We start from the raw sequence: 13,410 nt of genomic DNA, 5'->3' as shown, positions 1-13,410 counted from the left end.
TCTCGCGGGCGATATGGGGGGCTGGGCGGTCGGTTCGCACCGGTCTCGTGAAGCCTTGCTGATAATCGTCATCGCCCCCCCTAAAAATCCCCGGCGATTTCCCCTATATGGTCGGGTTAGTTCATCTTCGATCATAGGCCATTGTTCATGTTTGCTTCCCGGGGTTTCCGGCTTGCTAGTCTCTTCGCTTGCGTCGCTGTGGCGTTTTCCATGGTTTCGGTCGATGAGGCCCAGGCGCGCAAGGGAGGCAGCTTTGGCAATCGGGGCACCCGCACCTTCCAGTCGGCGCCGACCACCAATACCGCTCCGGCGCCAACCGCACCGGTGCAGCGGACCATGGCGCCCAGTAATCAGCCGGGCGCCGCGACTGCCGGAACGGCGGCGAGCCAGCCGCGGGCCGGCTTCATGGGCGGTCTCGGCGGCTCGTTGCTGCGCGGCGTGATGCTGGGCGGACTGCTTGGCCTGTTGTTTGGCGGCGGTTTTGGCGGCATGGCGGGCCTGCTGGGTCTGCTTGTGCAGGTGGCGCTGATCGGCGGCGCTGTTTTCCTCGTCATGCGCTTCCTCAAGTCGCGCTCCGCGATGCAGCCGGCCATGGCGGGCGCAGGCGGCGGCATGAACCGCTCAGCCCATGAGCCTCAGCGCAATCCGCTCGGCGGTCTGGCTGGACTGGCCGGCGGCCTGGGTGGTGGTCAGGCGCGTGCCGAGACAGGCGCCGCGCGGCCGGAAGACGCCAATGAATTGAACATTGGCGGCGCCGATCTGGAAATTTTCGAGCGCATGCTGACCGATGTGCAATCGGCCTTCGGCCGCGAGGACTACGCCGCGCTGCGCCGTTTGGTCACCGCCGAAATGGTCTCCTATCTGGCTGAAGAACTTGCTGAGAATTCTGCCAAGGGCGTCCGCAACGACGTCTCTGACGTCAAGCTGCTGCAGGGCGATCTGGCCGAGAGCTGGCGCGAGGGCGGCGTTGAATACGCGACTGCCGCCATGCGCTATTCGGTGCTGGATTGCACCAGGGACCGCGTCACCGGCGAGGTTGTCGATGGCGATGCAGAAAATCCGAGCGAATCGACGGAATTGTGGACGTTTGTCCGTGACCGTGGTGGCGACTGGAAGCTCTCGGCCATCCAGGAGGCGTAAGCCCAGTTTGATTTCGACGCGTGTCGCCCGGGGCCTTGCCGCTTCGGGCGATTTCTTTTGCAGCTGCGGCAATCTCGAACTTGAGCCGAGCCCGCCGGAGCGGTAGTGCTCAGGGCCTGGGGGTAATATGCCGTTTCGGTCGCGAGGCATTGCGAGGGATTTGAGCGCCGCGTTTGCGGTGTTGCTGCTCTATGCGCTGACCTTGCTGGTGCCTTTGCACCAGGCCGCGGGCCTGCAACGCGATCTCGGCGAACTGGGTTTTGTTGCCACAGAATGGTCGATCTGTACGCCACTGGCGCAGAGCGACGAGACGCCGACGGCGGTCAAATGCCCCATCGCCAGCCTGGCCAAGGGCCAGTTCGCGGCGATCACCCCCGATCCGATTGTGCTGGTCGTCGAGCGTGTCAGTGATGCGGTCGACTATGCCATCGCCCCTGTCAGCAAGCCATTAGCGCCGCGCAGCCATGATGCGCAGGCCAGGGCGCCTCCAGCAGCGGTCTGATTGCCGATGGCAGCCGTGCTGCCTGTCAGACCTCATATTTCTGGAAATCATCATGATCCGTACTTTCGCGCGCGCGGCCGTCGCCGTCGCAACTTTCACTGCCCTTGCCGTGCCGGCCTTTGCCCATGTGACGCTCGAGACTCAGCAGGCCAAGCCTGGCTCCACCTACAAGGCCATTGTCCGCGTTCCGCATGGCTGCGGCACCGAGGCGACCAATGTCGTCCGTGTGCAGATCCCCGAGGGCTTCTACAACGTCAAGCCGATGCCCAAGGCCGGCTGGACGCTGGAAACGGTCACCGCGCCCTATGCCAACAGCTATGACAATCACGGCTCGACGGTGAGCGAGGGCGTGACCGAGATCGTCTGGTCGGGCGGTGAACTGCCCAATGAATATTACGACGAGTTCGTGTTCCGCGGCACTTTCGCAGCGACGCTCGAACCCGGCCAGTTCTACTTCCCCACCATCCAGGAATGCGCCAATGGCGAGGAAGCCTGGATCGATGTCACGGGGGCACCGGGTGCCGAAATGCCTGCGCCCGGCGTTGAGTTGATCCCGGCCGGCGCCGCCAGCCACTAGGCGCGTGAGGCGCGGCTGGTTGCCGCGCCTCTTCGCCCAGCGATAGGAGGGCGCTATGCCCAATGCCCTGGTCCGCCTGGCTGCGCTCGCCGCCATGACGCTATTGCTCGCCATTGTGCCGGTACAATTGGCGTGGGCGCATGCCCAATTGCTGGCGACCGATCCCACCGAAAATACCGTGCTCGCCGAAGCGCCGCTGGCAGTGCAACTGCACTTCAATGAGCCGGTTACGCCGCTTGCCATTGGCCTCGTAGGTGGCGATGGCTCCAGCCTGGATCTGCTCGATGTGGCAAGCGCGGGGGCAACCGTCAGTGTCGCGCTGCCGGCAGGTCTGGTTGATGGCACTCGGGTCTTGAGCTGGCGCGTGGTGTCGACCGATGGGCATCCGATTGCCGGCGCCCTGGTGTTTTCCATCGGCAGCGTCTCGGGCATTGCACCTGTGCCCGTCGCCAGCGATGACGCGGTTGGCGTGGTCCTGTGGGCGGGCAAGGTGCTGGTTTTCGTGGCGCTGTTTTTTGGCGTTGGTGGCGCGATTTTTTCTGCGGTGGCGACGCTGCCGGTGGCGAGCCGACGAACCTCACTGGTCCTCTGCCTCTTTGGTGTGATGGTCGCATCGGCAACGCTGGGGTTGCAGGGGCTGGATGGCCTGGGGCTGCCGCTGGGCTCGGTTTTTGATGGCCGGGTTTGGGCGGCGGGGCTATCGACCAGCTATGGCAATACCGCGCTGGTGCTCATGGTGTCGTTTGTTTTGGCGGCGGTTGCGCTGTGCCTGCGGGCAGGGCGGGGGCAGCAGGTGCTGGCCCTGCTGGCGGGTGGGCTTGGCGCATTGTCGCTGGCGCTCAGTGGCCATGCCAGTGCGGCGGCACCGGAATGGCTGACCCGCCCGGCGGTGTTCCTGCATATCGGGGCGCTCTTGTTCTGGATTGGCGCCTTGCTGCCGCTGCTGCTGCTCCTGCGGGGGGCAGCGGGGCACGCCGATCAGGCACTCGCCCGATTCTCGCGCTTTGTGCCCTTCGCCATAGCGCCGCTGGTGGTGTCGGGTCTGGTCCTGGCACTGATCCAGATGGGATGGCCGGGGTCCCAATGGCTGACGCCATATAGTGCGATCTTGGCGGCAAAGCTGGTGCTGCTGGTTGTGCTCTTCGCCCTGGCGCTTTGGAACCGTCAGGCGCTGACAGCACCGGCTCTGGCGGGGGAGGCAATAGCGAGCAGGCATTTGCGCCGCTCGATCCTGCTCGAAATCGGCCTCGTGCTGGTCATTCTCGGCCTTGTCGCCGGCTGGCGCTTTACGCCGCCGCCGCGCGCTCTGGCGGAGGCTCCGCTTGCCGTGGCCAGCGAGCCGCTGCTGGTGCATCTGATGGATGAGCAGACCATGGCCATGGTGTTTGTCACCCCCGGTCAGGCCGGTCCGGTGGCGATGGATATCGATCTCACCGACCTTGAGGGCATGCCGATCTCGCCAATAGCCGTATCGGTGACCCTGTCGGCGCCAACCCTGGGCATTGAGCCATTCAAGCGCGAGGCCGTGGCACTGGATGCTGCATGGCGCGTCGAGGACTTGGTCATTCCGGTTCCCGGGCTTTGGGAATTGCAGCTCGATATTCGGGCCAGCCGGTTTCAGCTGGTGACGCTGCGCGAAGTGCTGGAAGTGCCCTAGCGGCGGCCTCAGATCTGCGAGCGGAGAGCGACAATCCCGGTTATGGCCGCGACGGACAGGACCAGCAGGTAGGCGACGATGATGGTGCCCAGCGCCATCAGCGCAGCGCGCCAGACGGGGAAGCCATTGGCGGTCATCAGCCAGCGGGTCTGAATGGCGGCGTACCAGGTGAGGGCCAGCACAAACAGCGCAGCGGCAAAGATCGGCCAGAATTCCGAGCCCAGATTGGCCAGCATGACGGCAAGATCGAAAGCCAGCACGAAGGGGCCAGCGACGTAGCATTGGCTGTAAAAAGCCGGCTTGAGGGTCTTGCGGGTCAGCCGGACACCGCCCAGCCGCAGCCGCGTCAGCGCGAACAGCAGTGGGAAAATGCTGAAGGTCATGGCCCGGAACAGCAAGAGATTGCGCTCATCGGCGAAGAATGCCGGCAGGGAAGCGAGGCTGCTGGAGGCAATCTGCAGCTCGAACAGATGCGCCACGAACAGCGTGATCAACAGGAAGATCGGCGGACTCAGCGCGTCCGAATATTGCTCCTGCTGGACATCGTCCAGTTCCTTTTCGGCATAGGCCATGGTCTTGAGCGGATGCCGGACGCTGCGCCAGAAAGTCAGCGGGTAGAACAGGATCCAGGTGACAAGTTCGTAGAGCAGTTCTTCTACGGACTTGAGCAGGCGCATGAAATCCATCTCAGCCTCCAGCATATGGCCAGGCGCAATCGGCAGGATTCTGCCGCGTGCTGTCAATCATGCCGCGCGATATAGACTAAAGGCTAATGCGCTTGGGGCTGGCCGCTCCAGTGCGCCGCCGACCTGCCGAATACTTGGGCAGAGACCGGCAAGTCCTGCACTTTATACATTTCCGCCATCGACTTATCGCCGCCCGACACACGCGTAAACGCGGCTGATCTCGGCGTCTTGGCCTGCCCCTATTGCTGCTGGCCAAGAGGATCGCTCGAGTCGAGTCGCTTGACGCCAAGCTATGTCGGTGTAAGCTCCATCCGTAACAAGAGCATATATTCCGCTGTTAAGGAATAAGCCAGGAGGACTTAGGATGAAGCGCATTGCGCTGGCAGTTGCCACCACGGCCGTTGCATTGATGTCAGTCAACGGACTTGCCTACGCCCAGACCAAGGGTGGCATCATCGATGTTGCCACCATCGGCGAACCGCCGACCCTCGACCCGATGGCATCGACCGCCGATCTCGTCGGTATCGTCACCCAGCACATGTTCGAAACGCTCTACACGTTCGACGCCAAGTGGGGCGCGACCCCGCTGCTGGCGGCGGCGCTGCCGACCATTTCGGATGACGGCATGACCGTCACCATCCCGCTGCGCACCGGCATCAAGTTCCATGACGACAGCGTCATGACCGCTGCCGACGTCGTTGCCTCGCTCGAGCGCTGGACCAAGATCGCCACCCGCGGCAAGCAGGCCGGCGAAGTCATCACCGGCATCACCGCCACCGATGACGCGACCGTCACCATCACGCTGTCCAAGCCCTATGCGCCGCTGCTGGCGCTGCTGTCGCTCAACAACGCTGCTGCGATCATCATCCCGGCTGCCAATGCTGCCCAGGACCCCCTGACTAGCTTCATCGGCACTGGCCCTTACAAGCTGCAGGAACGCGTGCCGGATCAGTACATCCAGCTGGTGCGTTTCGATGGCTACCAGTCGCTCGGTGGCGAAATCGATGGTTACGGCGGCGCCCGCAACCAGTATCTCGACGAAATCCGCTTCGTGCCGGTTCCCGATCCCAATACCCGTATCGGTGCGGCCATGGCCGGCCAGTACGATTATGTCGATCAGCTGCCGGTCGAGTCGTTCCAGCAGATCACCGACGGCGCGACCGAACCTGTTGTTCTGGCGCCATTCGGCTGGCCGGTCTTTGTCATGAACACCAAGGAAGGCCTCAACTCCAATATCCTGGTCCGCAAGGCAATCCAGGCGGCATTGGCCCCCGAAGACATGATGCTGGCCGCCTTCGGTTCGGAAGATTTCTTCAAGATCGATGCAGCATGGTACCCGGACAGCTTTAACTGGCATTCCGAAACCGGCACCGAGGCTTACAAGCCCCTGGGTGACACCGAAGCTGCCAAGGCGCTGCTGGCCGAGGCCGGTTATGATGGTTCGCCGCTGCGCATCCTCACCAGCCGCCAGTATGAGTTCCACTACAAGATGGCTCTGGTGGCGCAGGCTTATCTCGAAGCCGCTGGCTTCAAGGTGCAGATGGACGTGGTGGAATGGGCGACGCTCACCACCAACCGCGCCGATCCGGCACTCTGGGATATCTACATCACCCACAGCCCGTTCCTGCCGGAGCCGTCGCTGATGGGCATCATGTCCGATACCTCGCCAGGCTGGTGGGCAACCGATGCCAAGCATGCCGCCGTCGAAGCGTTCAATGCCGAAAGCGATCCGGCCAAGCGCGTCGAGCTGTTCGTGGACGTCCAGAAGGTCATCTACGAGGAAGTCCCGGCATTCAAGGTCGGTAACTTCAATGCTCTCGCTGCCCAGAACCCCGCCCTTGATGGCGTGACCCCGGCACCGTGGCCTTACTTCTGGAACGCTTACTTGTCCGAGTAAGCCTGCCACCAATCTCCCATCGCGGCTTCGGCCGCGATGGGAATGCGGCCAATTTGCCCTTGCCTGATTGCTGCTGCCGGCCCTTGCCGGGCAGCGTCCCCTTGAATTTCCTTAGCTTTGCTCCGAACAGAGGTCTGCCAGACATATGCTTCGTTCAGCACTCAATCGCATCTTCGGCATGCTGATCGTGATGACGCTGGTGGTGACCATCGTCTTCGTGATCGTGCGCGTAACGCCGGGTGACCCGGCCGCCGTGATGCTCGGACCCGATGCGACCGCCGCCGACATCGAAAACCTGCGCGAGCGGCTGGGGCTCAATGCCTCGATCCCGCAGCAGTTCATCAGCTATATCGGCGGCGTTCTGCGCGGCGATTTCGGCCAGTCGATCTTTCTCAACATGCCGGTGACCGATGCGCTGTGGCAGCGCGCCGAGCCGACCTTCTTCCTGACCGTGTTTTCGCTGCTGATTGCCTCGGTGATTGCGCTGCCGGTGGGCGTGCTCTCGGCCTATTGGCGCGGCTCGCTGTTTGACCAGGCCGCGACCACCCTGGCCATGTTCGCCGCGTCCATCCCCAGCTTCTGGCTCGGGCTGATCTTCATGCAGTTCTTTGCGGTCAAGCTGGGCTGGTTCGATACATCCGGTTATGGCGGGCCCGGTGCCAGCTTTGGCGAGCGCATGCACCATCTGGTGCTGCCGGCGGTGACGCTGGGCCTGATCAGCTCGGCGCTGATCACCCGCTTCACCCGTGCCTCCATGCTCGACGTGCTCAATGACGATTATGTCCGCACTGCCCGCTCCAAGGGCATGAGCGAATGGCGCGTCGTGGTCAAGCATGCGCTCAAGAACGCGCTGATCCCCATCCTGACGGTGATCGGCCTCACCGCCGCCCTGCTGATTTCGGGCGCTATCGTCACCGAGACCGTGTTCGGTCTGCCCGGCGTCGGCAGCCTCATCGTCTCGGCGGTGTTGCGCCGCGATTATCCCCTGATCCAAGGGGCGCTGCTGGTGGTCGCCGGGCTCTACGTCCTCGTCAATTTCATTATCGACATGCTCTACCTCATCGTCGATCCCCGGGTGCGTTACTGATGGCCGCCATTGCTCAAAGCGGGTTCCGCGAACCCAATCTGCTGATGAAGATGGCCAGCCGGCCCACCGCCATGGCGGGGCTGCTGATCATCATCGCCATGATCGTGCTGGCGCTGCTGGCGCCGGTGATCTCGCCCTATGATCCGGCCCAGCTGGCGGTGCGCAATCGCCTGCAGCCACCGAGCTGGCAGCACCTGTTCGGCACCGATGACCTCGGCCGCGACGTCTTTACCCGCGTGCTCTATTCGGGCCGGACCTCGATCACTGTCGGCTTTGCGGTCGTGATCTTCGCCTCGATCATCGGCGTGTTCCTGGGGTTGATGGCCGGTTTCTTCCGCCGGCTCGATGCGCCGGTGTCGCGCCTGATCGATGCGATGATGGCCTTCCCCGATATCCTCCTGGCCATTGCGCTGGTGGCGGCACTCGGCGCTTCGGCCACCAATGTGGTGATCGCGCTGGGCGTGGTCTATGCGCCACGGCTGGCCCGCGTGGTGCGGGCTTCGACACTGGTGATCCGCGAGCTGCCTTATGTCGAGGCCGCCCGGGCATTGGGCGTGCCGACGCCAGTCATCCTGGTGCGGCACGTGCTGCGCAATTTGACCTCGCCGCTGCTGGTGCAGGCCACCTTCATCTTCGCCAATGCCATCCTGGCCGAAGCCGGCCTCTCCTTCCTCGGCGTCGGCATTTCGCCCGATATCCCCACCTGGGGCACCATGATTTCGGTCGGCCGGCAATATCTCGACCAGGCGCCCTGGATCATGTGGTTCCCCGGCGGGGCCATCATTATCACCGTTCTGTCTCTGCAACTTGTGGGCGACGGCCTGCGCGATTTCCTCGATCCGCGCCTCGCCAAGGATGTCTGATGTTCGATAACCGTTTCAAACCGCAAGCCCGGAACCTGCTGATCAAGGGTGCCCGGCCGGTCGGCTTCGCCCAGCCTGGCCTGCCGCCGGTGCTCGATGTGCTGGTCTCCGCCGACGGCGCCATCCTCGATGTCGCCGCCGATATCGCCGCCGACACTGCCAAACTGGTCGAGGCCAAGGGCGCGTTCATCTCGCCCGGCTGGACCGATCTGCATGCTCATGTCTGGTATGGCGGCACCGATATCTCGATCCGTCCGGAGCAGGGCGGCGCCCCGCGTGGCGTCACCACCATTGTCGACGCTGGCTCGGCCGGCGAGGCCAATTTCCACGGCCTGCGCGAGTTCATCATCGAGCCGGCGCGCGAGAATATCTACGCTTTCCTCAATCTGGGCTCCATTGGCCTCGTCGCCTGCAATCGGGTGACCGAGTTGCAGGACATGCGCTCAATCGACATCGACCGCACCATTGCCGTGATCAAGGAAAACCGCGATATCATCGTCGGTCTCAAGGTCCGGGCCAGCGCGGTCATCTCGGGTGGCTGGGATTTGGTGCCGCTCAAGCTGGCCAAAAAGCTCAGCCGCGTGCTCGACCTGCCGGTGATGGTCCATGTCGGCGAGCCCCCGCCGCTCTACGATGACGTGCTGGGCCTGCTGACCGAAGGCGACATCGTCACCCATTGCTTCAATGGCAAGCAGGGCGGCTCGATCATCGAGGACGAGGATCTCTACAAGCTCGCCGAAGACGCGGCCAAGCGCGGCATCATCCTTGATGTCGGCCATGGCGGCGCCTCGTTCTCCTTCGATGTCGGCAAGGCAGCGCTGGAACGTGGCCTCCTGCCGAACACCATTTCCACCGATCTGCACAATCGTTCGCTCGATACCTCGGTGTGGGATATGGCCACGACGATGAGCAAGCTGCTCTCGCTCGGCATGGGCATGGAAGACGTCATCATCGCCTCCTCGACCGCGCCCAAGCGCGCCATCAACAAGCCGGCCGACAATCTCCTCGCCAAGGGCAAGCCGGCCGAGTTCACGATCTTTGATCTCGAGCAGGGCGACCTCGTCGTCACCGATAGCCAGGGCGCCAGAAGCACGCTGCACCAGACCTTCGAGCCGCGTTACGCCATTCTGGGCGCTGAGGCTGTCACTGCGCATCGCCATCAGCCGATTGCTGCCGGAGAGCCCGGCCACAAATGCCCAAGCTGCGGGTGGAAATCATGACAGCAACGCTCCCCGCCGATACTATCCTCTCGGTTCGCGACCTCAAGACCTGGTTCGTCAGCAAGCGCGCCACCGCCAAGGCGGTGGATGGCGTGACCTTCGATCTCAAGCGCGGCAAGACGCTGGCCGTGGTCGGGGAATCGGGGTCCGGCAAGTCGGTCACCAGCCTCTCGATCATGGGGTTGCTCGCCAAGCCGGGCCGCATTGCCGGTGGCGAAGTGCTGTTCCGCGACCGCGCCGAACAGGTGCATGACCTGGCCCAGTTCGCGCCCAAGCAATTCCGTGCCATCCGCGGCCGCGAGATCGCGATGATCTTTCAGGAGCCGATGACCTCGCTCAACCCGCTCTATACGGTGGGGGACCAGATCGGCGAGATGATCGCGCTGCACAGCGATGTCGGCCGCCAGGGCGCCCGCGCCAAGGCGCTCGAAATGCTCAAGCATGTCGAGATCCCCGATGCGGCGCGGCGGCTCGACGAGTATCCCCACCAGATGTCGGGTGGGATGCGCCAGCGCGTCATGATCGCCATGGCGCTGAGCTGCAATCCGTCTTTGCTGATCGCCGACGAGCCGACCACGGCGCTCGACGTCACCATCCAGGCGCAGATTCTCGATCTCCTGCAGCGCCTGCAGGCCCAGTTCGGCATGTCGATCCTGTTCATCACCCACAATCTCGGTGTCGTGGCCGAAGTCGCCCATGATGTCGTGGTGATGTATGGCGGCCGCGTTGTCGAACAGGCGCCGGTCAATGCGTTGTTTGCGCACCAGACCCATCCCTATACCAAGGGCCTGCTGGCCTGCACGCCCGACGCCACCCGTGACCTCGGCACGGACGGCGCGCGCCGCGCGCTCTATTCCATTCCCGGCTCGGTGCCTCCGATCACCAATCTGCCACCCGGCTGCGCCTTCGAGCCGCGCTGCTCGATGGCCGTAGACGCCTGCCGCACCGGACTGCCGCCGCTGATCCCGGCTGGTCCCGAAACCTTTTCGCGCTGCATCAGGAGCCATGAGCTATGACCCAGCCGATGGACGAAACCCCGCTCCTCAGCGTGCGCGGGCTGACCAAGCACTTCGTTGGCCGCAATGGCCGCACCGTCCACGCCGTCGAGGATGTCAGCTTCGATATCCGGCGCGGCACCACTGTCGGCCTTGTCGGCGAAAGCGGCTCTGGCAAGACCACGGCCGGCCGCTCGATCCTGCGGCTGGTCGAGCCCAGCGGTGGTCAGGCGATCTTTGACGGCACGGACATTTTCGCGCTCAATCCGCGCGAGATGAAAGACTGGCGCAAGCGCCTGCAGATCGTCTTCCAGGATCCCTATTCGAGCCTCAATCCGCGCATGCGCATCGACGCCATCATCGGGGAGGCCCTCGATGCGCGTGGTTATCCGCGTGGCGCCAAGCGGCGCGAGCGGATCGCCGAACTGCTGACCCTGGTCGGCCTGCCGCCCGAATATAGCCGGCGCTTTCCGCACGAGTTTTCGGGTGGCCAGCGTCAGCGCATCGGCATTGCCCGGGCGCTTGCGGTCGAGCCCGATTTCATCGTCGCCGACGAGCCGGTCTCGGCGCTCGACGTCTCGGTGCAGGCGCAGGTGCTCAACCTCTTGGGGGATCTGCAGCAAAAGCTCGGCCTGACCATGCTGTTCATCGCCCACGATCTCAGCGTCGTGGAATATCTCTGCGATGAGGTGGTGGTGATGTATCTCGGAAGGGTGATGGAGCGGGGTCCCTCGCGTCAGGTCTATGCCCAGCCGCGCCATCCCTATACCAAGGCCCTGCTGGCGACCGCCCCGGTGCCCGATCCAACGCGCAAGCGCACCCATGTGCCGCTGCAGGGCGATATTCCCTCGCCGATCAATCCACCCTCGGGCTGCGTCTTCCGCACCCGCTGCCCGGTGGCGATCGATGCCTGCGCCCAGACCATCCCGCCGGTCGACCATATCGGCGGCAACCATCATGTCGCCTGCATTCGTCACGGCGAGCTTTAGTTCTAGTGGAGTTCTACCTATGAGCATTTCCGAGCTTGCCAAGCGGCCGGATGCGACGCCGTACGACCGGCTGGCGGCCCTGGGCATTGTCCTGCCCGCTGCCCCGTCGCCCATCGCCAATTTTGTCACCCATGTCGCCGAAGGCAAGCTGCTGTTCCTCTCGGGGCAGGGCCCGACCGAGGCCAATGGCACCCTGCATACCGGCAAGGTGGGCGACGACGTTTCGGTCAATGCAGCCTATGAGCATGCTCGGCTGACCGGGATCAATCTGATCGCAGTGATGCAGGCGGCCCTGGGCGATCTCGGCCGCGTGCGCCGCGTCGTCAAGCTGCTGGGCATGGTCAATGCCACGCCCGAATTTGCTGACCATCCGGCTGTTATCAATGGCTGCTCGGATCTGATGAATGAAGTGTTCGGCGAGCGCGGCGTGCATGCGCGCTCGGCGGTAGGGTTCGGCTCCTTGCCCAACCAGATCACCGTGGAGATCGAGGCGGTCGTGGCCTTCGACTAGGCTCGTCGCCAACCAGATGCATCGCTGCTGCGCCAATGAAGAGTAAGACAATGACCCAGGATATTCGCGCCCAGTTGGGCCTTCGCCCCGTTATCAACGTCTCCGGTACCATGACCGGGCTGGGCGCATCCATCGTGGTGCCCGAAGCCGTCGATGCCATTACCCGCGTGCTGACCCAGTTCGTCGAGATGGGCGACCTGCATCGCCGCGCCAGCACCGCCATTGCCGAACTGACCGGTGCCGAAGCCGGCTTTGTCACTGCCTCATGCTCGGCGGGCATTAGCCTGGCCGTCGCGGCGGCAATCACCGGCAATAATCTCTGGGCGATCGAGCAGCTGCCCGATACGGGCAGCCTCAAAGATGAAGTGTTGATCCAGGCCGGCCACATGATCAGCTATGGCGCGCCCGTCGAGCAGGCCATCCGCCTGGCCGGCGGCAAGGTCGTGCCTGTCGGCCAGGCCACCAGCGCCCATGCCTATCAGTTGGCCGGGGCCATCACCGAGCGCACTGTCGCGGCGGTGTTCGTGGTTTCCCACCACGTCGTCGACTACGGCCAGATCCCGCTCAAGACCTTTGCCGAAGTCTGCCATGCGCGCGGCGTCAAGGTGATCGTCGATGCCGCTTCGGAATATGACCTGCGCCGGTTCCTCGCCGATGGCGCCGATGTGGTGCTCTATTCCGGCCACAAGTTCCTGGGCGGCCCGACCTCTGGCCTCTGCGCCGGCGACAAGGATTTCATCCGCAATATTTACCTGCAGAACCGCGGCATCGGCCGCGGCATGAAGGTGGGCAAGGAAGGCATTGCCGGCGTCATCGCCGCGCTCGAAGCCTGGAAGGTACGCGATCACGCCGGCATTCGCGCCCGTGAACGCCGCGCACTCGATCTGTGGGTCGAGGCGCTCGATGGCCGCCCCGGCGTCACCGCCGCCATCGTGCCCGATCCCACCGACAATCCGCTCGACCGGCTCAAGGTCGCCCTCGATCCCGAGACCGCCCGTATCACGGCCTGGGACTTTGCTGCGGCCATGGCCCGCGGTGATCGTCCGGTCATCGTGCGCGATCACGAGGCCGAGCATGGCTATTTCTTCCTCGATCCGTGCAATCTGCACCCCGATCAGGAAACCATCGTCGCCGAGCGCCTGATCGAGGAACTCGACCGCGCCCAGCGCTCCAACGAGGTGATCTTCACTCCGCTCCCCGAGCGGTGGCTGGCGCAGGAAGCGGCAATATTGAACTGGCCCGACTGAGGGCGTAGATGGACATGACCGCATCCCGAGCGGCTGGAG

13 protein-coding genes are annotated in these 13,410 nt (G+C 63.9%); 12 read left to right on the top strand and 1 reads right to left on the bottom strand.

Going from position 1 to position 13,410, the window contains the following annotated elements; all coding sequences use genetic code 11:
• Nucleotides 1-210: 210 nt before the first annotated feature.
• From BUA69_RS11370 to BUA69_RS11355, 4 genes are all read left to right on the top strand, one after another.
• Complete coding sequence (locus BUA69_RS11370) at nucleotides 211-1,140, top strand: Tim44 domain-containing protein (RefSeq protein WP_342021231.1); 930 nt, start codon at nucleotides 211-213, stop codon at nucleotides 1,138-1,140.
• A gap of 160 nt (nucleotides 1,141-1,300) precedes the next feature.
• Entirely contained in the window at nucleotides 1,301-1,642 is a 342-nt protein-coding gene (locus tag BUA69_RS11365) for a hypothetical protein (RefSeq protein ID WP_046136570.1), read from the top strand.
• Nucleotides 1,643-1,694: 52 nt separating this feature from the next.
• A complete protein-coding gene (locus BUA69_RS11360; protein ID WP_082093943.1) occupies nucleotides 1,695-2,219 on the top strand; it encodes a YcnI family copper-binding membrane protein in 525 nt (174 codons plus the stop codon).
• A gap of 55 nt (nucleotides 2,220-2,274) precedes the next feature.
• Nucleotides 2,275-3,876 carry a copper resistance CopC/CopD family protein gene (locus BUA69_RS11355; RefSeq protein WP_072866542.1) on the top strand — a complete coding sequence of 534 codons (1,602 nt, stop codon included), beginning with the start codon at nucleotides 2,275-2,277 and terminating at the stop codon, nucleotides 3,874-3,876.
• An 8-nt stretch (nucleotides 3,877-3,884) separates the two neighbouring features.
• Here BUA69_RS11355 and BUA69_RS11350 read toward each other — a convergent pair whose 3' ends face one another.
• Nucleotides 3,885-4,562: a hypothetical protein gene (locus tag BUA69_RS11350; protein WP_046136645.1), complete on the bottom strand. Its 678-nt coding sequence runs from the start codon at nucleotides 4,560-4,562 to the stop codon at nucleotides 3,885-3,887.
• A 364-nt stretch (nucleotides 4,563-4,926) separates the two neighbouring features.
• Here BUA69_RS11350 and BUA69_RS11345 point away from each other — a divergent pair, with 364 nt between their 5' ends.
• The 8 genes from BUA69_RS11345 (at nucleotide 4,927) to BUA69_RS11310 (ending at nucleotide 13,371) form a co-directional block, all read left to right on the top strand.
• A complete protein-coding gene (locus BUA69_RS11345; RefSeq protein WP_046136569.1) occupies nucleotides 4,927-6,459 on the top strand; it encodes an ABC transporter substrate-binding protein in 1,533 nt (510 codons plus the stop codon).
• A gap of 145 nt (nucleotides 6,460-6,604) precedes the next feature.
• The gene (locus BUA69_RS11340; protein WP_046136568.1) at nucleotides 6,605-7,546 is read left to right on the top strand and encodes an ABC transporter permease; all 942 of its coding nucleotides are present in this window, start codon (nucleotides 6,605-6,607) and stop codon (nucleotides 7,544-7,546) included.
• A complete protein-coding gene (locus BUA69_RS11335) occupies nucleotides 7,546-8,409 on the top strand; it encodes an ABC transporter permease (RefSeq protein ID WP_046136567.1) in 864 nt (287 codons plus the stop codon). Before BUA69_RS11340 ends, BUA69_RS11335 begins: the two co-directional genes overlap by 1 nt.
• The gene (locus BUA69_RS11330) at nucleotides 8,409-9,629 is read left to right on the top strand and encodes an amidohydrolase/deacetylase family metallohydrolase (protein ID WP_046136566.1); all 1,221 of its coding nucleotides are present in this window, start codon (nucleotides 8,409-8,411) and stop codon (nucleotides 9,627-9,629) included. Before BUA69_RS11335 ends, BUA69_RS11330 begins: the two co-directional genes overlap by 1 nt.
• Complete coding sequence (locus BUA69_RS11325) at nucleotides 9,626-10,645, top strand: ABC transporter ATP-binding protein (protein ID WP_046136644.1); 1,020 nt, start codon at nucleotides 9,626-9,628, stop codon at nucleotides 10,643-10,645. The genes BUA69_RS11330 and BUA69_RS11325 overlap by 4 nt, the downstream gene beginning before the upstream one ends.
• Before the next feature lie 8 nt (nucleotides 10,646-10,653).
• Nucleotides 10,654-11,613: an ABC transporter ATP-binding protein gene (locus BUA69_RS11320; RefSeq protein WP_201777477.1), complete on the top strand. Its 960-nt coding sequence runs from the start codon at nucleotides 10,654-10,656 to the stop codon at nucleotides 11,611-11,613.
• 19 nt (nucleotides 11,614-11,632) lie between these two features.
• A complete protein-coding gene (locus BUA69_RS11315) occupies nucleotides 11,633-12,124 on the top strand; it encodes a RidA family protein (protein ID WP_046136564.1) in 492 nt (163 codons plus the stop codon).
• 50 nt (nucleotides 12,125-12,174) lie between these two features.
• Nucleotides 12,175-13,371, top strand: coding sequence for an aminotransferase class V-fold PLP-dependent enzyme (locus tag BUA69_RS11310; protein ID WP_046136563.1), 1,197 nt, complete (start codon nucleotides 12,175-12,177; stop codon nucleotides 13,369-13,371).
• The last annotated feature ends 39 nt before the right edge of the window (nucleotides 13,372-13,410 follow it).

The sequence above is a fragment of the Devosia limi DSM 17137 genome, from assembly GCF_900128975.1.
Classification (GTDB): Bacteria; Pseudomonadota; Alphaproteobacteria; order Rhizobiales; family Devosiaceae; genus Devosia; species Devosia limi.
This window is presented reverse-complemented; position numbering and strand designations above follow the sequence as displayed.